The organism is Flavobacterium sp. HJJ (assembly GCF_015351475.1).
Classification (GTDB): domain Bacteria; phylum Bacteroidota; class Bacteroidia; order Flavobacteriales; family Flavobacteriaceae; genus Flavobacterium; species Flavobacterium marginilacus.
Map to the genome: position 1 here is coordinate 76,085 of NZ_JADKPR010000011.1, position 18,653 is coordinate 94,737.

16 protein-coding genes are annotated in these 18,653 nt (G+C 34.4%); 10 read left to right on the plus strand and 6 right to left on the minus strand.

Going from position 1 to position 18,653, the window contains the following annotated elements:
• Nucleotides 1-152: 152 nt before the first annotated feature.
• Nucleotides 153-359 carry a hypothetical protein gene (locus IRZ80_RS10505; RefSeq protein ID WP_194641521.1) on the plus strand — a complete coding sequence of 69 codons (207 nt, stop codon included), beginning with the start codon at nucleotides 153-155 and terminating at the stop codon, nucleotides 357-359.
• Nucleotides 359-613, plus strand: a complete 255-nt coding sequence (locus IRZ80_RS10510; RefSeq protein WP_194641522.1) for a type II toxin-antitoxin system RelE family toxin — start codon at nucleotides 359-361, stop codon at nucleotides 611-613. The genes IRZ80_RS10505 and IRZ80_RS10510 overlap by 1 nt, the downstream gene beginning before the upstream one ends.
• On the opposite strand, the gene IRZ80_RS10515 is transcribed toward IRZ80_RS10510, so the two are convergent.
• The 4 genes from IRZ80_RS10515 to IRZ80_RS10530 form a co-directional block, all read right to left on the minus strand.
• On the minus strand, nucleotides 610-1,590 hold the full coding sequence (locus tag IRZ80_RS10515) for an acyl transferase (RefSeq protein ID WP_194641523.1): 981 nt from the start codon (nucleotides 1,588-1,590) through the stop codon (nucleotides 610-612). The genes IRZ80_RS10510 and IRZ80_RS10515 overlap by 4 nt on opposite strands.
• A 126-nt stretch (nucleotides 1,591-1,716) precedes the next feature.
• Complete coding sequence (locus IRZ80_RS10520; RefSeq protein ID WP_194641524.1) at nucleotides 1,717-2,052, minus strand: T9SS type A sorting domain-containing protein; 336 nt, start codon at nucleotides 2,050-2,052, stop codon at nucleotides 1,717-1,719.
• Between the two features lie 406 nt (nucleotides 2,053-2,458).
• Nucleotides 2,459-3,802, minus strand: a complete 1,344-nt coding sequence (locus IRZ80_RS10525; RefSeq protein ID WP_194641525.1) for a hypothetical protein — start codon at nucleotides 3,800-3,802, stop codon at nucleotides 2,459-2,461.
• A gap of 297 nt (nucleotides 3,803-4,099) precedes the next feature.
• A complete protein-coding gene (locus IRZ80_RS10530; protein ID WP_194641526.1) occupies nucleotides 4,100-6,874 on the minus strand; it encodes a TonB-dependent receptor in 2,775 nt (924 codons plus the stop codon).
• A gap of 242 nt (nucleotides 6,875-7,116) precedes the next feature.
• Between IRZ80_RS10530 and IRZ80_RS10535 the strand changes: the two genes are divergently transcribed.
• The 3 genes from IRZ80_RS10535 (at nucleotide 7,117) to IRZ80_RS10545 (ending at nucleotide 10,652) form a co-directional block, all read left to right on the plus strand.
• Entirely contained in the window at nucleotides 7,117-7,800 is a 684-nt protein-coding gene (locus tag IRZ80_RS10535) for a response regulator transcription factor (protein ID WP_194641527.1), read from the plus strand.
• 195 nt (nucleotides 7,801-7,995) lie between these two features.
• A complete protein-coding gene (locus IRZ80_RS10540; RefSeq protein WP_194641528.1) occupies nucleotides 7,996-9,096 on the plus strand; it encodes a sensor histidine kinase in 1,101 nt (366 codons plus the stop codon).
• A 203-nt stretch (nucleotides 9,097-9,299) separates the two neighbouring features.
• The gene (locus IRZ80_RS10545; protein ID WP_194641529.1) at nucleotides 9,300-10,652 is read left to right on the plus strand and encodes a hypothetical protein; all 1,353 of its coding nucleotides are present in this window, start codon (nucleotides 9,300-9,302) and stop codon (nucleotides 10,650-10,652) included.
• Between the two features lie 91 nt (nucleotides 10,653-10,743).
• On the opposite strand, the gene IRZ80_RS10550 is transcribed toward IRZ80_RS10545, so the two are convergent.
• Nucleotides 10,744-12,110 (minus strand): IS3 family transposase gene (locus IRZ80_RS10550; RefSeq protein ID WP_410504226.1). Its coding sequence is split into 2 segments (ribosomal slippage): nucleotides 10,744-11,642 and nucleotides 11,642-12,110, totalling 1,368 coding nucleotides; the frame shifts between segments, so codons are not numbered across the junction.
• 261 nt (nucleotides 12,111-12,371) lie between these two features.
• On the opposite strand from IRZ80_RS10550, the gene IRZ80_RS10560 reads away from it, so the two are divergent.
• The 5 genes from IRZ80_RS10560 to phoU all read left to right on the plus strand — a co-directional run bounded on the left by IRZ80_RS10560 (nucleotide 12,372) and on the right by phoU (nucleotide 17,151).
• Nucleotides 12,372-13,205, plus strand: coding sequence for a phosphate ABC transporter substrate-binding protein (locus tag IRZ80_RS10560; protein ID WP_194641531.1), 834 nt, complete (start codon nucleotides 12,372-12,374; stop codon nucleotides 13,203-13,205).
• A 138-nt stretch (nucleotides 13,206-13,343) separates the two neighbouring features.
• Entirely contained in the window at nucleotides 13,344-14,576 is a 1,233-nt protein-coding gene (pstC, locus tag IRZ80_RS10565) for a phosphate ABC transporter permease subunit PstC (protein ID WP_194641532.1), read from the plus strand.
• A 2-nt stretch (nucleotides 14,577-14,578) separates the two neighbouring features.
• Nucleotides 14,579-15,523 carry a phosphate ABC transporter permease PstA gene (pstA, locus tag IRZ80_RS10570; RefSeq protein ID WP_194641533.1) on the plus strand — a complete coding sequence of 315 codons (945 nt, stop codon included), beginning with the start codon at nucleotides 14,579-14,581 and terminating at the stop codon, nucleotides 15,521-15,523.
• Nucleotides 15,524-15,564: 41 nt separating this feature from the next.
• Nucleotides 15,565-16,323, plus strand: a complete 759-nt coding sequence (gene pstB, locus IRZ80_RS10575; RefSeq protein ID WP_194641534.1) for a phosphate ABC transporter ATP-binding protein PstB — start codon at nucleotides 15,565-15,567, stop codon at nucleotides 16,321-16,323.
• Nucleotides 16,324-16,470: 147 nt separating this feature from the next.
• Nucleotides 16,471-17,151: a phosphate signaling complex protein PhoU gene (phoU, locus tag IRZ80_RS10580; protein ID WP_194641535.1), complete on the plus strand. Its 681-nt coding sequence runs from the start codon at nucleotides 16,471-16,473 to the stop codon at nucleotides 17,149-17,151.
• Between the two features lie 80 nt (nucleotides 17,152-17,231).
• On the opposite strand, the gene IRZ80_RS10585 is transcribed toward phoU, so the two are convergent.
• The gene (locus tag IRZ80_RS10585; RefSeq protein ID WP_194641536.1) at nucleotides 17,232-18,323 is read right to left on the minus strand and encodes a glycosyltransferase family protein; all 1,092 of its coding nucleotides are present in this window, start codon (nucleotides 18,321-18,323) and stop codon (nucleotides 17,232-17,234) included.
• Nucleotides 18,324-18,653 lie beyond the last annotated feature (330 nt).

The window sequence follows — 18,653 nt, forward strand, 5'->3', positions numbered from 1 at the left end:
ATTAAATTACATCCGCGAATATCAGAATTATCAAAACGTCCCAATACCTCGTAAGAGCTTTTGGGACTTTTTTGTTTGAAAGTTCTTTTTCTTTCATGTGGTGATTTGAGTGAAATAATTGTCTAACTTTACTATATAAATATGTATGCACTATGGGAACTCAATTTTTGACAGATGAAAAAGGCAAAAGAACGGCTGTCGTTATGCCTATAGAAAAATATAATAAATTGATTCAAAAATTAGAAGATTTAGAAGATGTTCGTTTGTATGATGAGGCCAAGAGAGATGATGATGGTTATCGGATTTCTATTGATGAAGCCTTTAAAATTATAGAAGAAAAACGAAAATCGTTAAAATAATGCCTTACACTATTGAATTTAGGAGTAAAGTTTTGAAGATATTAGTGAAAATTAATGAGCCAAATTATTCTGCAATCAAAAAAGAAATTTATGCTTTAGCAGACAATCCAAGACCTCAGGGCTATAGAAAGCTAAAGGGCAGAAAAGGATATCGTATTCGAGTAGGTGATTATCGAGTGATTTATGAAATATTTGACAATATTCTTGTGATAGAAGTTATCGATTTAGGACATCGGAAAGATATTTACGATTAAACCACCATCAAATTACAACCTCGAATATCAGAATTATCAAAACGTCCCAATACCTCGAAAGAGCTGTTGGGATATTTTTTGCCTAAATCCTGCGTAGCAATGAACGAGCAGGAATTGATGTTGGCTAAATCAATGACGTTAATTCCGCCCGTTTTTCCGTCTTTTATGTAGGTCATAGCATCTTCGGTGTCGCGGATGTGTATCTGCATCCAGGAAGGGCATTCAAATACGCCGTTTCCTAACGAATAAGCCTGAGATAACAGTTCGGTCATTCCGTATTCAGAATGTATGGCAGAAACGCCAAATCCGCTGCAAAGCTGTTCGTGCAGTTCTTCCCGAATCATTTCTTTACGTTTCCCTTTCATCCCGCCAGTTTCCATAATAATGGTGTGCTGCAGCTGGAATGTTCTTTTTTCGATTAAATCCAATAAAGCATAGGTAACTCCAATTAGAATAACATTCTGTCCCGCTTCGTCCAGTTCAATGAGTTTTTGGATTAGTTCGTCATGATTGTTGAGGTAAAACCCGCTGCTGCTGTTATTGGTAAGCTGTATTAAATCTTCGACCATGTGTATTAATGATGAACCTTCTCTTTCCAGATAGGAAGGAAGCAGTGCCAGAATAACATAATCTTCAATATTTCCGTAAAATTGAGAGAAACCTTTGCGGTAGCTTTCTTCGTACACAGAAATATCGGTAACTAAATGCCTGCTGGTTATAGCTCCAGTTGTCCCGCTGCTGGTGAAAGTGGTCTGGATAGGCTCGCTGTTTGAGACAACATCATGGCTTTTGAAAAATTGTATCGGTAAAAACGGAATCTGATGCAGTGACTTTACTTTCTGTGGATTTGTTTTCAGTAAATCGCAGAATTCCTTATAAACCAAATTGTTTTTATATTGATGGCGGAATACTTTTAAAGCTGTTTTTTCAAATTGTTTTTGACTCGAAATGGTAAATATGTCGCTGGCTGTAATCAAGTTCTTTTTTTTGCAAAGGTATTGTTTTTCGATGCTTTTTTTAGTTTTGATGTTTATGGTTTTAAAAAAAAGGCATAAAAAAAGTTCCACATAAAAATGGAACTTTTGCTGCTGTATTGTGAAGAATTACTGGACTATTAGTTTTCTGCTGCTAGTTGAACCTTCTTCTGTTATTTTTATGATATAAATCCCAGGGGATAAATTTGAGATATTTAGTTCTTTAGTGCTAATTGTAGTCTGCAGTACTTTTTTTCCTAAAACATCAAAGATGATGATCTCTTTTTCTGAGTCTTTCTTAGAAGTAATATAAACTTTACCGGTAGACACAGGATTTGGGTACAAACTTAACCCTTCAATTGAAGAATCTTCTTGTGTCTTCGGCTGTTTATTATCTTGTGCCTGAGCACCAGTTGTAAAAAAAATAGCCACTAAGAGAGTAATATAAAAGTAGTTTTTTACCATCAGCTTGAGTTTGTTACAGTAAAGATATAAAAAAGTTTAATACAAAAAAAACATCCTATTGAATTAGGATGTTTTTAATGTTTTTTTAACTGAAGTTTATTTTATTAAACTAACCCCGTCAACTGTAGTCCATGCTCCAGCTGTTAATGAAGCTCCCGATTCAGTTGTTGTTTTTGATAATAAAGGTCTAGTTAAATTAGTTTGTTTTCGTTAGATAATTCATTGTAGCAAGTAAACTAAAGATTTCAAAAATTACGCCAAAAAACATCTTAAATTTATAAGTATTTGAATTTATTATGTATTAATGAACGCTTTAAGAGAATATTTTTTTAGCATTATACTAAACAAAAAATCCTTCGAAAATATTTCCGAAGGATTTAATGCTGAATATTGTTTTAAGAACTTATTAAAATAGACCAGGAGCTTTAGTCGCGAAGTCGTAATTTGTCCAGGCGAAAACTGATTTATCAGCACCAGTATTAGTAGTTGCGTTGAAAACTAGTTTTTGGAAGTCACCAATTAAATATGCTGGATACGCACCATTTAAGTTGTAGTTAGCACCAGGATTTGGGCTGTCAGGAGATGTAGTTACACCTGCTATTGTTCTGAAATCAACTCCATTATAGTTCATGCTTATGTTAACATTTGCAGCAAGAGCTGGTCCTGTACCGTCGTTGAATTTAATTAATCCATTTACTGGGTTAGCAGCTACAGTACCCCAAATTACTTTTGCATTTTGTATAGTAATTTTACAGCCCGTACGGTAAGTAAAACCAGCACGAAGTGCATAAGCTGCACCGCTTGTAGAGCCTGAATCAACTCCGTTTGCATTATACACACCTACAGAAAGGTTAGTGAATGTAGGGTTAGATAAGTTAGTTGTTATAGCTGGAGTAGAAGCAAGGTCAGCAAATCCACCGTCACCTTCCATCATTCCAGAGCCATTAGTGATGTCAGTAAATCCTGCTTCACGCACCTCAATAATGTTTTTAGCTGTACCACTCCAACCTAAACACCAGTCAAAAGTGTCATCAGCAGAGTTTACAACAAGTGCATTTTCAACATTTACACGACCTCCGAAGAATTCGATATTATCATCAGAACCATCGTGTAAGTAAAGATTTTTAAGAACAGTTCCTGTACCTTGTGCATAAAGAGAAAGGTTGTTGCCTTCTTTTGTAGCGTTAACACGAGCACCAGCGTAACCAATTTCTACATACTCTAAACGTCCTGATGAATCAGCATCATCATTACCACCGTAAAGCTCGTCTCCTAGTTCTGTTGTTTGAGTGAATGACCCGTCACGTGTTCCTGTAGCAGCATTTACAAGTGTTGCTTTTCCACAAAGGAATACACCCATCCAGTCACCTGGTTTTTTGTTTGCAGAAGTGAAAACGATTGGAGCAGCAACAGTACCTACAGCATTAATTTTACCTCCGCGTAATACTTCTACAGAGATACTTGTTGCTGCAGTTCCTGCAGTAGCAGTTGCAATAAATTTAGCACCTGGGCTAACCGTTAGTGTTGCACCATCAACTACAATTAAACGACCTGTTAGCGTATAGTTTCCAGCAGGTAGTGTAATATCTGCATTTATTTTTCCTTTTAGGTTTGATACATCATAATCAGGATCTTTTAGTGATGATATGTATCCGTCTTTTGTTTCAGTATTAGTATCAGAACTGTTGTCGTCGCTACTACAAGAAGCTACTATTGATGCTGCAATAGCAAGCATAAGAAATTTTTTCATTTTTTTCATTTTTTGTTTTTTGAATCGTTTTTTAAATCCTTTGCAAATATATTTACCTAATGTTATTAGGGGGTTAAAGGCTGGTTATGATATTGTAATTTTTATAAAGCTTCAATGAACTTCGTTGTTTGTATTATAGATTTTTTTTAATTAATAAACTATTAGCTTGACAAATATGTATGTGTTTTAGTTCAATTCAAATTTGTTTACGAACTAATATTGAAATTATTTTCCTTACTCTATGCTGTTGTTTTCTATCAGTAAAACAGCGATTTGTTATTTAAATTGATTTTTAAATTATAATTGCCAGTTAAGTCCCATCGAAATAATTGCTCCTTTGCGATAGCTGCTGATTAGTACATCTTGAGTTAAGCCAGTTATGTTAGATGTAGCTTGCTGTGTAAGTCTGAATTTTGGATTAAGTATGTTACGAGCACCAAGGCTTAAGGTCATTTTACTTTTTTTAAATTCAAAGCGATTAATGAAATCTAACGTTGGAACTGCTCTTTCAATAAGATTTTCACGACCTGTTGTTCCTACTGAATATACTTTATCATAGAAATAATTAAATACCAGGGTAGATAAAAAGGTAGTGTTTTCTGAATCTGTGCTAAAGCTGATGTCTGAATTTACTAGTAATGGTGCTGCTCCTTGCATTTTACCTGTATTATGGGTAAAAGTGGCAGATACAAGACCGGTTGTTACATCCGTTTGATCTTCTTTACTATATAAATATGAAGCATTTAATCCCAAATTGAATTCGTTTTTATGTTTTTCACTTTCAATACTATATAATGTTTTGCGTACTTCAATTTCAGCACCTGCAACATAAGCTTTGTTAGTGTTAACATAAGAATAATCAAGTCCAGGTGTATTCATAATCATTCTTAAGATTGGATCCTGTATAAATTTGTAGTAAGCTCCTACCGAAATAATTTCTTTTTTAGATAGGTAGTAATCATATTTAATATCTCCATTATATACTGTAGAAGGAGTTAAATAAGGATTTCCACGTTCGTTAAAGTTTACATCGCTGTACAGGAAGTTTGCCATTTCTTTAAACTGTGGCATTGTGTATGTTTTACTTGCAGAAATACGTATTGTGTTTTTCTCGTTAAAACTGTATTTTAGGTTTGCACTTGGTAATACATATTTTTTATCGATAATTGATGGTGCCGTAGTTAGATCTGTTACTGTACTGGTAATGTTGGTGTCCCAGTTAATTGTTTGTTTTATATTTTCGTTTCTTAAACCAAGCTGCAACGTAAGTTTTTCGTTAACAGGGTAAACTACTTGTGCGTAACCTGCTGCGATATTACGATTACCAATGTAATACATTGGGTTTAAGTTAGAATTGTTCCATAAAGTAATAAGATTGAATGCACCAGCATTAAGATTTGCTTGATTCAGTACTGCATCTGGATTGTTAGGATCGATAGCTAAGCCGCCTTGTTGGAAATCTATTTCAGTAAAATTAAAGGTACGGTCTGTTTTTCTATAATTCCCGCCAAAGACAATTTGTATTTGTTTATCTGCATTTGGATTAATTTTGTAAACAGCTTCAGCGTTTGCACCAAAGTCATTTTCGTCCAATGTAGAAAAATAACGATTGTTGTCTCCAGGTGAATTTGAACTTAGAATGTAGTTTCCAGATGTGTTCTTTGCATATGCATTTGTTTTTCGGTCTGGTTCAGTTCCTCGAACAGTACTGTAAACAGCTCCTGCATTAATGCTGATTTTATCATTAAATTTATATTCCGACAATAATTGGTTAGAAAGCATGATGTTGTTGTTGTTTTGCTGACGTACTATTAGTGAGTTTTCAGCAGATTCAGCCCCAAGATTATCATTGATGTCTTTATGATATCCTAAATATTTTCCAACATATTGTGAATTATTATGTATGAAGAGTGAGTTTGCAGAAATATATCCTTTTTGATACTTATATTTTACATTCCCAAGTATTGTTTGCGTGGTTTTGTAATCAGCACGCTCCATGTTCATTCTTTGTTGGTAATCACCTGTATTTGTAGCTTGCCCTACGAAACCTGTTTTATAAGTATAGTCATTCGTATTGCTTGCTACTCCAAAAAGCGAAAGTGTATTATTGTTTTTTCCCACATTGAATTTTCCGCCTGCAACAATGTTAAAGTTTTCGTTAATTGGTGTTGAAACACTGTTTGTTTTTAAACTTGAATTAAATGTGTATTGAGTTAAATCAGTAATTGGCAGGTTTCTTCCATTTTTAAGAAATCCAAAATAGTTGTATGCTCCATCGGCTACAGAAAAGTTTTTCGCTGAAGCAGCGTTAGTGTTAAATCCTCCACCAGCAGAAACAATTAGTAATTTTGATTCATTTAATTCTTTTGAAGAAATATCAATATTTGCTCCAGAATTATCACCACTTAGATTAGCCCCAAATGTTTTGTTAATGTTGATGTTTTTAATGATGTTTGATTGAAAGAAATCCAAAGAAATATTTTTGTATAAAGGATCTTCAGAAGGAAGGGGTAAACCGTTTAGAGAAGTTGAATTATAACGATCACCTAGTCCACGCACAAAAACGTTATTTACTCCTTCAGATTTTGCTACACCTGAAGTTTTTACAACTGCTGCAGCTGCATCAGAAACTCCTTTTCTTGATAGCTCTTGAGCACCAATAACTTGTTTCATTTCAATTGCATTTTTTTGTTCTAATAATAAAGCGGTTTCTTTTTCTCTTCCGCCGGTACTGGTTTTGATTACTACGTCTTTTAGTTTGTAACTTCCAGATCCCAGAGAACTATCTAATGTAACCGTTTGGTTTGCAGTAACAGTAACAGGAGATTCTACAGATTCATAACCCAAAAAGCTGAATTGAACTATGTAATTTCCCGGAGCAGTTTTAATTGTATATTTTCCTTCAGCATCAGTATTAACACCAATTTTTGTTCCTTTTATTACAACATTTGCAAAAGGTAACGGCTGATTGTTCGAATCTTTGTCTAATAAAACACCTGTTATGGTTCCAGTATTTTGTGCAAAACCAATAACACAGATAAATAGTGTAAACAATAGAAATTTTAATTTCATTTTAAGTAGTATTTAATTTTCTGCAAATAAATGGCAGGATTATAGTCTTTGTGTTAAGCACGGGTTATCAATCAATGTCAGAATCTTTATGAAATTGTTACCATATTAAATTAAGGTTAAGTCAGCTTTTTTTGTATTGATACTTGCAGTTTATTAGTACTTTTACATTGCAGTAAAAAGTGATTGTATGCTAATAACGAGGTTTGTACAATAAAAAAAGCTTGATTTATTGTTATTGAATTATGAAGAAAAGAAATACAAAGATTCTTCTGGTTGATGATGAACCAGATGTTTTAGAAATTGTTGGCTATAATTTAGCGCAGGAAGGATATCAGATTGTAACAGCTGCTAATGGTAAAGAAGCCGTTGAGAAAGCTAGAAAAGAAATTCCAAGTCTTATTATAATGGATGTAATGATGCCCGAAATGGACGGCATGGAGGCTTGTGAAAATATTAGAAAAATTCCTGAACTGAATAATGTTATCATTACATTCCTGACAGCAAGAAATGAAGATTACTCTCAAGTGGCAGGATTTGATGCCGGTGCCGATGATTATATTACCAAACCAATAAAGCCAAAATTATTGGTCAGTAAGGTAAAGGCTTTGTTAAGAAGATTAAAAGAGCAGGATCAAAGCAGTGAAACGCTAAATGTAGGCGGTATCGAAATTAACCGTGAGGAATATAAAATAGTTAAGGATAATTTTGAAATTGCTTTACCAAGAAAAGAGTTTGAATTATTCTATTTATTAGCATCTAAACCTGGAAAAGTATTTAAAAGAGAAGAGATTCTTGATAAGGTATGGGGTAATGATGTTGTAGTTGGAGGAAGAACTATTGATGTTCACATTAGAAAGCTTCGCGAAAAAATAGGTGATGATCTGTTTAAAACCATTAAGGGGGTAGGGTATAAATTTGAAGTTTAGTTTTTTAGCTGATAAATTTTAAATCATTTGATTTTATCAGCGACACATAAATTTTGTAAAATAAATAATCATCCCGAATATCAATAATCAATATATTGACGTTTTGAAAAGGTAATAAAACTTTTTTTAACTTAGAAGCTTTGAATCTTAGTTAAAAATCTTTTCAATAACCATAATGCGCGCACAAAATCAATAATGAATATTAGTTTCAAAAAAAGTTACAAGTTTGCTATAAAATCAGCATTGTATATCAGTTTGTTTGTCTCCGGATTTTGCATGATCCTGTCCTCAATACTGTATAAGCCTTCATTTAGCAAAATGCTCCTGTTCGGTTTTATCAGCCTGTTTTTTGTATATGTGTTTTCTTTTTTTGTACTGCAGTATCGAGTTGAGCGTTTTATCTACCGCAGAGTAAAAAAAATATACGATGATGTATCATTATTAGAATCCAGCACTTTTATCAATAAGCCGATCACTACCGATATGGAAACTCTTACTAGAGAGGTTAAGAAATTTGCAACGGATAAAAAGCTGGAAATAGAAATGCTGCAGATACGTGAGGAATATCGAAGAGAGTTTTTAGGAAATGTTTCTCATGAGCTAAAAACACCGCTGTTTACAGTTCAGGGTTATCTGTCTACACTCATTGACGGTGCGATGGAAGATAAATCCATCAGAAAAAAATATTTGAAACGCGCCGAAAAAGGTGTAGAACGATTGATTTACATCGTTGAAGATCTGGATATGATTACCAAATTAGAATCGGGAGATCTGAATCTTGAATTTACAAAGTTTGATATTGTTAAACTGATTCAGAATGTTTTTGATTTATTGGAAATGAAAGCTGATAAAAAGAATGTGACTTTATCTTTTGAAAATGACCATCTGCAGCCCATTTTTGTAAACGGCGACAAGGACAAGATTCAGCAGGTGGTTGAAAATTTAATTGTAAATTCCATTAAATATGGTAAAGAAGGCGGTCTGACCGAAGTTTCTATTGTTAATTTAACTAATAAAAAAGTTTTGGTACGCATTTCTGATAATGGAGAAGGAATAGAAGCACAAAATATTCCGCGCCTTTTTGAACGGTTTTACAGAGTAGACAAAAGCGGTTCGCGGACTGAAGGAGGTTCAGGATTAGGACTTTCTATAGTAAAACATATTATTGAGGCGCATAAAGAAAAAATTTACGTCGAAAGTGAGTTCGGAATAGGGTCTGATTTTTCATTTACGCTTGAAAAGACATTTATTACGGATCAATTAGGTTTAAAAAAGAAATCAAATTTAAAGATTTAGTAACCTAAGAATAAATTAAAAATAAATATTTAAAATACTGAAATACAAATACATAAGTGAATTTTAAGCAGGGAAAATATTTTTAGTTTACTTAAGAAAACCCTCATTAACATTAAATTATCATCTAAATAACATTGTGTTAACTTTAACTTAACATTGCAGCATCACCTTTGCGGCAAAATTAACATTCTTATTAGAAAGAAATGAAAAAAGTTATAGTTGCATTAATGTTGTCTGGATTTGGTATGGTTAATGCTCAAGAAGTAGAAAATGACTCCGTTAAATCTATTAAACCTATCAGCATTGACTCCCTGCAGCAGTCAATTAACGCACATCAATTAAAATTTGATGCTTTAAATGAACAATTATCTCCATTGCAGGAGCAGGTTGACAAAATGTCTAAACTGAGAATGTCAGGATACATGCAGGTTCAGTATGATATGTATAATTATCAAAATGTGCCAGCTTCAGGAGGTCCCTTTCAGTTAAAGCCAGGAACTTCAGAAACAAATGTGCCATTAACAACCAATACAGTTGATGTAAGTAATTCTTTTGTTATTAGAAGAGCCAGAGTTAAATTCACCTACCAGCCTATGGAAGGAGTGACATTTGTGTTACAGCCAAATTTTACTTTCAGCGCAGTAACACTAAAAGATGCGTACGTTCAATTGAATGATACCTGGATTAATACTTTTCAGTTATGGGTTGGACAATTTAACCGCCCTGATTATGAGGTTGAGTTTTCTTCAAGAGACAGAATCATTTTAGAAAGAAGCAGAATGTCGGGTATTTTGTATCCGCAGGAAAGAGATTTGGGAGCAAAAATTGAAGCTAATTTCATTACTCAATATGAAATTCCTTTAAAAATTCAAATCGCTGCATTCAATGGGAACTTTGGTGAAGGTCCAATTGCTAATCAGGTTGCAGATGTTGACAGTGAAAAAGACATTGTTGCAAGGGCAACATATTCTTTAAAGTTTCCTAACGCAGGTTTAGGAATTGATTTTGGAGCAAGTGGTTTTTATGGAAAAAATACCGTTTTTGCTGCAGGAACCTATAGCGATACAGATAATAAACCATTTACAGCAGCAGTTGGAGATAAATTGAGAAAACAATGGTTTGGAGGAGAGCTTCAATTGTATTATGATATTTTAGGAGGGATTGCTTTAAAATCGGAGTTTAATACCGGAATTATTTCGGGTACTGCAGGAAGTGCTATCGTAAACAATAACCCTTCATTTAATTTTAGCGGTGAAAGAGACTTTTTTGGTTATTATGTAACTTTAGAGAAAAACTTTGGAACAAAATTTCAAGGAGGAATCCGTTACGATTCATTTGATCCAAACAGCAAATTGTCTGGAAACGACGTGACTGTTATAAATGATCTGAAAGTACATACTTGGGGATTCGCTTTTCATTACTTTTTTACAACCAATACAAAAATTGGTTTAGGCTATACAATGCCGATCAACGAAACGAGTGCTGCTATTGGCGGCATATATAATGACGATGTTCGAAATAATACTGCAACTTTGAGATTTCAGGTTAACTTTTAGAACGATTTTAGTGTAATATTCGGGGCGATTTTTTATATAAAACAAGGCTGTTTTGCATAGACTGCACCCAAAAGTTTAGACGAATTTATAATTAATTTTGATAATAATGAGCTCGATATTGTATCGGGCTCATTCCTTTTAGATTAAGTTTTATTCTCTCATTATTATAGTAATCTATATATTCGATTATTTCTTGTTTCAATTGATTAATAGAGCTGTATTTTTTAAGATAAAAAAGTTCAGATTTCAGGATTCCAAAGAAGTTTTCAATAATAGCATTGTCAAGACAATTTCCTTTTCTAGACATGCTTTGTTTAATTCCTTTTTGCTTTAATAAATACTGATATTGTTTCATTTGGTATTGCCATCCTTGATCTGAGTGCAAGATCAAATTTGTGTTATTTGATATTTTCCTAAATGATTTTTTAAGCATATTGACTATTTGATTAAAATGGGGTTTCTCAGATAATTCATAACTTATTATTTCTCCATTAAATAAATCAATAATTGGAGAGAGATACAATTTACTTCCTGAGACGCTAAATTCAGTGATATCTGTTGCCCATTTTTCATTAGGTTTAACAGCCTTAAAATTACGCTGTAATATATTTGGGGCAATCTTCCCTTGTTCTCCTTTATATGATTTATATTTCTTGATTCGTATTAAACTCTTTAATCCTAAAACTTTCATTAGACGCAGTACAGTTTTGTGATTAATTACTATGCCTTTTTGTTTGATCAATAAAGTAATTCGCCTGTAACCTAATCTGCCTTTATGATGGTTGAAAATCTGTTTAATTAATTGCTTTATCTCTTGATATTTATCTATTGACTGACATTTCTTTTCATAGTAATAATATGTACTTCTAACCATATTTATACAATTTAGTAAAAGATCTAAATCATATTTATGCCTTAATTCCGTTATGGTTTTAGCTTTTTGTTTTGATTGGCTTGTTCGGCTTGAACTAAGGCATTGAACTTTTTTAGAATTTCGTTTTCTGCTCGCAGATACTCTAATTCCTTTAATAGTTCTTCTTCTCTTGTTAAAGGTTTGTCTGTTTTTCTTTGTTTTCTTTTAAAATTCATAACAATTGGTCTGCCTTTGGCTTTAGGTTTTAAGCCTGTTAAACCTTCTTCAGTATAACGAATTTGCCAACGTCTTATAATTGCACTTGACGGAATATTGAACAACAAACAAGCTTTACTCAAAGATAATGACTTGTTTTTAATAGTTTTTAGAACTTTTAATTTAAACTCTGCGCTATAATTTTTATTTTTTTGTATTGGCAAAAGACCTTTGTTGCCAAATTCAAGATAGCGACTAATCCAATCTTTAAGACCAGTTTTCCCAATACCATTTTCTTTTGCGACAACAGTTATTGCTTGATGCTTTTTTAAAACCTCATTTACACATCGAAGTTTAAATTCATAACCATACTTGACTTTTCTTTCCATAAAAATGCCCCCAAATAGTGTCTAACTTTTTGGGGGCAGTGCAGCAATTTGTGAAACAGCCTTTTTTTAGTTTTTATCTGTGTTATTTCTTATATGTTACTGATATTCAGTGTTAGTAATCTTTTTATGGTTATGTTACTTTTTATTTATTGTAAAATTATTGTAAAAATGGTTAAATGGTAAAGATTGAATAATGCTTACTTAACATAGGCTTAACGTTGTGGTTTTACTTTTGTCGAAAATTAAAAAGACATTTAAAAAATGAATACAACTAAATTTAAAATAGCAGTCCTTTTAGCAGTGGTAATGACTATTGGATTTTCATTTACTACAGTAAATAAAGTGACAGTAAAAGGTTCAGATACAATGGTTATTTTATCTCAAAAATGGGCAGAGGTATATATGAAAAAAAATCCAGGAGCTTCTATTCAGGTAACAGGAGGCGGATCTGGAGTAGGTCTTGCAGCATTAATTAACGGATCAACAGATATTGCTAATTCAAGCCGTCCTATCAAGGCATCTGAAATTGAAAAATTAAAAGCGAGATACAATACAATGGGAGTTGAAATTCCTTGTGCCAAAGATGGTTTGTCTGTTTATCTGAATAAAGCAAATCCAGTTGCATCGCTTACATTGAAGCAGATTGGTCAGATTTTTGCGGGTAAAATTACGAACTGGAATGAAGTTGGCGGTCCTGATGCTCCAATTAAATTATACGGAAGAGAAAGCAGTTCAGGGACTTTTGGTTTCTTCAAAGACAATGTAGTTAAAACAGATTTTTCTCCATCGTGCCAAACTCTGCCTGGAACTGCAGCGATTGTAAATGCTGTGAAAAAAGATAAATATTCTATTGGATATGGCGGTGCAGCATATGCTGAAGGAGTAAAAGACTGTGCTGTGAAGAAAGACGATAAGAGCGCAGGTATTCTGCCAACTGCAGCTACAATTAAAAACCATACCTATCCAATTTCAAGATATTTGTATATGTATTTGAAATCAAAACCAACAGGAGAGGCTAAAGCTTTCATCGATTGGATTTTGAGTCCTGAAGGGCAGGGTCTTATTGCTGATGTTGGATATTATCCTTTAAAATAATAAAAAGTAAAATATCCCTCATTCTGTAATATTTGAAGTGAGGGATATTTATGTCTGCTGAATGCTAAATAAAAGTAACCTTAATTGATCTTAAACAAATGCAGACAGTATCTACATATGAATTCCTAAATAAATAAAATGGATTCCCAATTATCCCCAAAAACAAAGATTTTTACAGAAGAAAGCCTAAAGAAACAATTCAGGATTTCTGAGTTTCTTGCTGAAAAAATTATTTCATCAGTTGCTTTTCTATCTATAGCAGTTATCTTTTTAATCTTCATTTTTGTCTTCAAAGAATCATTGCCATTATTTTCTTCGGCAGATTCTAAAACAGTAACTGAAGTCGCAGCTAATAAACCAGAATCTTACGGAGCAGCGGCTGCCGAATTGAAGCCAGAGTCCTACGGGGCTGAAACAACAGAAGAGCTGAAGTCGGAATCCTATAGTGCTGAGCCAGAAGCTGAATTAAAACCAGAAACCTATGGTACAGAATCTGTTTCCAATGAAGAGTTAAAGCCGGAATCGTACGGAGATGCTCCAAAGGAAGATTTATCAGTTTCTCCAACAGATGAAAAGACTGAAGTAGTTTCGCAAAATCAAGAAGGAGCAGACAAAACATGGAATACATTTTTTACTACAGAATGGGTGCCAGTGTCTGATAATCCTAGATTTGGTTTGTTCGGATTGTTAATTGGAACTCTGAAAGTAACTATTATCGCAATGCTTATTGCCGGTCCATTGGCCGTTTTGGCAGCCTTGTATACTTCCTGTTTCGCTTCCAAAAGAGTTAAAGAAATAATTAAACCTATTATCGAAATGCTGGCTGCTTTCCCGTCAGTAGTTATTGGTTTTTTTGCTTTGATGGTATTGGCAAGTTTCTTTCAGGATGTCTTTGGATACGATTCCAGACTGAATGCTTTTATTGGCGGAGTAGCTATGGCTTTGGCGGCAATTCCGATTATTTATACAATTTCCGAAGATGCGCTGGCAGCTGTACCAAAAACGTATACCGAAGCAAGTTTAGCTTTGGGAGCCAGTAAATGGCAGACTGCATTTTTTGTGATTCTTCCAGCGGCAACTCCAGGGATTTTTGCAGCATTATTATTAGGCATAGGAAGGGTTTTTGGAGAAACCATGATTGCGCTGATGGCCACTGGAAATGCAGCTTTAGTTTCTGCCAATCCTTTTGAAAGCGTACGTACGTTTGCGGCAACCATCGGTTCTGAAATGGCCGAAACGGTTTTTGGAGAAACGCATTACAGTGTGTTGTTTTTTATAGGCTCATTGCTTTTTATCTTCTCATTTGCATTAAATGCAGTAGCGGAGTTTTATGTGAAAGGTAAATTATTGAAAAAATTCCAAGGTAAATAGTTATGGATACAGTTGTAAATCAAACAGAAAATCATTTTTTTTCCAGTAAAAAAAGTGTTTCGGAAACAAAAGGAAAATTTTTCATTGGGATAACCCAATTGGCTGTAATCCTTATTATTGCTATCCTTTTTATAATATTAGGAATTATAGTATACCAAGGGCGTACCAAATTTTCCTGGGAATTTATTTCTTCTTTTCCAACCAATGGTATGACCGAAGGAGGAATTTTTCCAGCCTTAATCGGAACTTTTATTTTGGTTATAGTAATGTCTATTGCAGCAGTTCCTTTTGGTACTATTACAGCACTTTATTTGACAGAATATGCCAGTGAAAATTCCAAATTTGCTGCAGCGGTGCGATTCTCAGTACGTACCTTGGCCGTTGTGCCTTCTATAATATTTGGTCTTTTTGGACTTGGATTTTTTATACAGTTTATTGGGGCAGGCGCAGATACCGTTCTCAATGACGGACAGCTGCGCTGGGGACAGCCTAATATTCTTTGGGCAAGTTTAACAATGTCTTTATTAACGCTGCCAGTTATTATTGTTTCTGTCGAAGAAGCTCTAAAAACGATTCCGAGAGAAATGAGAGAAGCAAGTCTGGCACTTGGAGCAACCAAATGGCAGACAATCCGCAAAGTGATTCTGCCCGAATCAGTATCTGGTATTATGACCGGAACTATTCTTGCTGTGAGCAGGGGAGCGGGTGAAGTTGCTCCAATTCTGTTTACTGGAGCTGCTTATTATCTTGCTACACTGCCAGGTTCTTTGAGCGATCAGTTTATGAATCTTGGATATCATATTTATATCATGTCAACCCAGTCTTCGGATGTGGAGAAAACAATGCCGATTCAGTTTGCTACAACCTTGGTATTGCTCATTTTGACATTATCGTTAAATATAGTGGCAGTTATCATTAGAGCACGAATCAGAAGAAAAACGAAATAATGATTTGCTCATAAAATAAATTATCCTTTTAGATATAAAATATGAAAGACATAAAAATAAAAGTTAATGATTTGTCACTGTACTACGGTGAAAAAAAAGCACTTAACGAAATCACAATGGAAATTCCGGCCAATAAAGTGACTGCCTTGATTGGACCTTCGGGCTGCGGGAAATCTACTTTTTTGAGATGCATTAACAGAATGAATGATTTGATTCCTAGTGTTTCTATTAAAGGAGAAATGCTTGTGGAAGGAATTGATATTTATAATAAAAATGTTGATGTTGTTAATATCCGCAAAAAGATTGGAATGGTTTTTCAAAAATCGAATCCTTTTCCAAAATCCATTTATGAAAATATTGCTTACGGTCCTAGAATCAACGGAATAAAAGATAAAGCGCAATTGGATGAAATTGTAGAAACTTCACTGCGTCAGGCAGCTATCTGGGATGAGCTGAAAGACCGTCTGGATGATTCGGCACTCGGGCTTTCAGGTGGACAGCAGCAGCGTTTGTGTATAGGGAGAACATTGGCGGTAAGTCCGGACATTATTTTGATGGATGAACCAGCCAGTGCATTAGATCCTATTTCGACTTCAAAAATTGAGGAACTGATTCATCAGCTAAAAGAGCAGTACACCATCATTATTGTTACCCATAATATGCAGCAGGCTGCGAGAACGAGTGACCAGACTGCTTTCTTTTATATGGGGAATTTAATAGAAATGGGCAAAACAAATGCGATATTTACTAATCCTGTCCAAAAACAAACCGAAGATTATATTACGGGAAGATTTGGATAATTGTTTAAAATTAGTTTAATATGGTTTTAAATCGTTTAATTCGCGGGGAGTGATGTTGATTCGCTGCTTAGTATAATTTCCCTTAGATTATTAAACGTTTAATTTTTTAAACTTTTAAACAATTTTTAAACTTTTAAATAAAAAAAGATGACAACACATTTCGAAATAGAATTAGGAAAATTAAAAGGCATTATTGAAAAAATCGGGCAATTGGCGGAAAACCAAGTGAGTGAAGCCGTTAAAATACTTTTGCAGGAGCCAGGAGTGGCAGAAGAAAAAATCATAAAAAAAACAGAATCTAAAATTGATAAACTGGATGTTAAGATTGACGAAATCTGTCAGAGCATTTTTGCACTGCAGCAGCCTGTAGCTTCGGATCTGCGTTTTATTATGTCGGCGATGCAGATTAGCAATGAAATTGAGCGCATAGGTGATTTGTCTCTTAGCATTGTAAAAAAGTCAAAAAACATCAAAGAAAAACACGATTTGATTGTGAAGTTTTCTATTGCTGATATAACCAAACAGGTAGAACTGATTACTGCCAAAACGAATAATTATTTTTTAACACGTCAGGAAAGCACGATCGGAGAGATATTTGTTTTGAGCAAAGAAATCAAAAACAAATCAGAAGATACTATTCATGAAATTATCAATGAAATGAAGACTAATTCCAAGGCGGTTGTTTCTGGAACGAACTTGATAATAGTTTTAAAACATCTGGAGCGTATTTCTGAGCATTGCACCAACATTGCGGAGTATGTTTATTTTATGGTCAATGCCAAAATTATCAAGCATGATAAAATAGATGGCATATTGCCAAAGGAGTAATTTATTAGCAATTGTAAATATATAGCCCGATAATTCCTTCTCATATGGAGAGGCATTAAGGGTGAGGAAAAAAGTCGGAACTACATTGAGTATTCCGACTTTTTACTTTTAATAAAGACCTTAAATAATTTTTCCCAATTGACGGTGCTTTCTAGTTTTGGCAGTCCTTGATACTGATCAATTTTTGAAATATCTTCGATTTTAAAACGCTCTTGACAGGTAAAGGGAACAAGACCTTCCTTCTGAAGTTTTTCGGCGAGATAAACCTGCTCGTATTGTCCGGGAGTGGGGATGAAAAAAGCTTTTTTGTTCAGTTTTACCAAGTCCATGATTGTGGTGTAGCCGGATCGGCAGAGGACTTTTTCGCTTTCGTTGAAGGTGTGTTCCAGCTGGCGGGTTTTCATGAAATTATAGTAGGTTACATTTCCTATCTGTTCTTTCTTCTGTTCGGCTTCGATGATTCCTTTTATGAAAACGACTTTTCCTTCGTAACGTTTTAGTTCTTCGGTAAGATGGGCTTCTAGTAATCCGCGCTGAGGTTCGGGTCCGGATAAAATAATCATCAGGTCATACTGGATGGGTAATGCCATTTTGTGCATTCGGCTCAAGGGACCCAGATAGTTTAGGGTTAGCGAATTGTTCTCTAAATGTCCCAGTTTTCCGGTAAGATTTAATTCGGAATTGACATCGGGAATCCAGCAGGCGGTATATTTTTTTATGATATGCTGGTGTATTTTACTGGTAAGCCAAGTGGTGTTTCCGGTCAGGACATTCAGCTGGTGCGTGATAAAGACAGACGGGATTTTTTTGCTGTAAACTCCGAGTCGGTTATCGGATATGATTCCGTCGATTTGGTGTTTTTTAATCCATTTTTTTACAATTTTTTTCTCTTCGCTGATGGCTTCGAGCATTCGGGGTAAGTTTTTTATCAGTTTCCATTTAAAGTTTTTGCCGTTTTTGGCATATTCGATTTGGTAGGAAGGCAATTCGAGGGTTTTTAGGTACGGAAACTCTTTGCGAAGCAGCTCAAGAGCAATCCCATCAGAAGCAATTATGGGTGTGAAGTTATTTTCCTGCAATGCTTTGATTATCGGGATGCAGCGGGTAGCATGACCTAGTCCCCAGTTTAAGGGCGCTACTAAAATGGTTTTATTTTCGGAGTTCAAATTCATGTGCAAGTCTTACGGTTTAGTTGTAAGGCTAAGATACTTGGTGTGCTGCTTTTTAATGTTTGCAATGTATTACTAAAAGATTATTTTAAACGATAAGTGGCATGTTTATTTTTTGGGGTGAATGTGTTGTGTTTTTTTGGACACGGATGACACGAATTTAAACGGATTATCGCTGATTTTTTTAAAGCCAGTTTAGGTTTATCTGTGTCAATCCATTTAAATCCGTGTTATCTGTGGGGCATTTTTTGGTCTTAATTCATTCTCGCAGGAGACGCGAAGCTGCAAAGATTAGAATTTATTTCTTTGTGCCTTCACGTCTCAGCGAGATTT

Bases quoted from the DNA above. Each gene is read 5' to 3' on its own strand.
- pstC (WP_194641532.1), top strand. From the start codon at position 13,344: ATGGATTCCCAATTATCCCCAAAAACAAAGATTTTTACAGAAGAAAGC.
- IRZ80_RS10560 (WP_194641531.1), top strand. From the start codon at position 12,372: ATGAATACAACTAAATTTAAAATAGCAGTCCTTTTAGCAGTGGTAATG.
- IRZ80_RS10520 (WP_194641524.1), bottom strand. From the start codon at position 2,052: ATGGTAAAAAACTACTTTTATATTACTCTCTTAGTGGCTATTTTTTTT.
- IRZ80_RS10545 (WP_194641529.1), top strand. From the start codon at position 9,300: ATGAAAAAAGTTATAGTTGCATTAATGTTGTCTGGATTTGGTATGGTT.
- pstB (WP_194641534.1), top strand. From the start codon at position 15,565: ATGAAAGACATAAAAATAAAAGTTAATGATTTGTCACTGTACTACGGT.
- IRZ80_RS10540 (WP_194641528.1), top strand. From the start codon at position 7,996: ATGAATATTAGTTTCAAAAAAAGTTACAAGTTTGCTATAAAATCAGCA.
- IRZ80_RS10510 (WP_194641522.1), top strand. From the start codon at position 359: ATGCCTTACACTATTGAATTTAGGAGTAAAGTTTTGAAGATATTAGTG.
- pstA (WP_194641533.1), top strand. From the start codon at position 14,579: ATGGATACAGTTGTAAATCAAACAGAAAATCATTTTTTTTCCAGTAAA.
- IRZ80_RS10535 (WP_194641527.1), top strand. From the start codon at position 7,117: ATGAAGAAAAGAAATACAAAGATTCTTCTGGTTGATGATGAACCAGAT.
- IRZ80_RS10525 (WP_194641525.1), bottom strand. From the start codon at position 3,802: ATGAAAAAATTTCTTATGCTTGCTATTGCAGCATCAATAGTAGCTTCT.
- IRZ80_RS10530 (WP_194641526.1), bottom strand. From the start codon at position 6,874: ATGAAATTAAAATTTCTATTGTTTACACTATTTATCTGTGTTATTGGT.
- IRZ80_RS10585 (WP_194641536.1), bottom strand. From the start codon at position 18,323: ATGAATTTGAACTCCGAAAATAAAACCATTTTAGTAGCGCCCTTAAAC.
- IRZ80_RS10505 (WP_194641521.1), top strand. From the start codon at position 153: ATGGGAACTCAATTTTTGACAGATGAAAAAGGCAAAAGAACGGCTGTC.
- phoU (WP_194641535.1), top strand. From the start codon at position 16,471: ATGACAACACATTTCGAAATAGAATTAGGAAAATTAAAAGGCATTATT.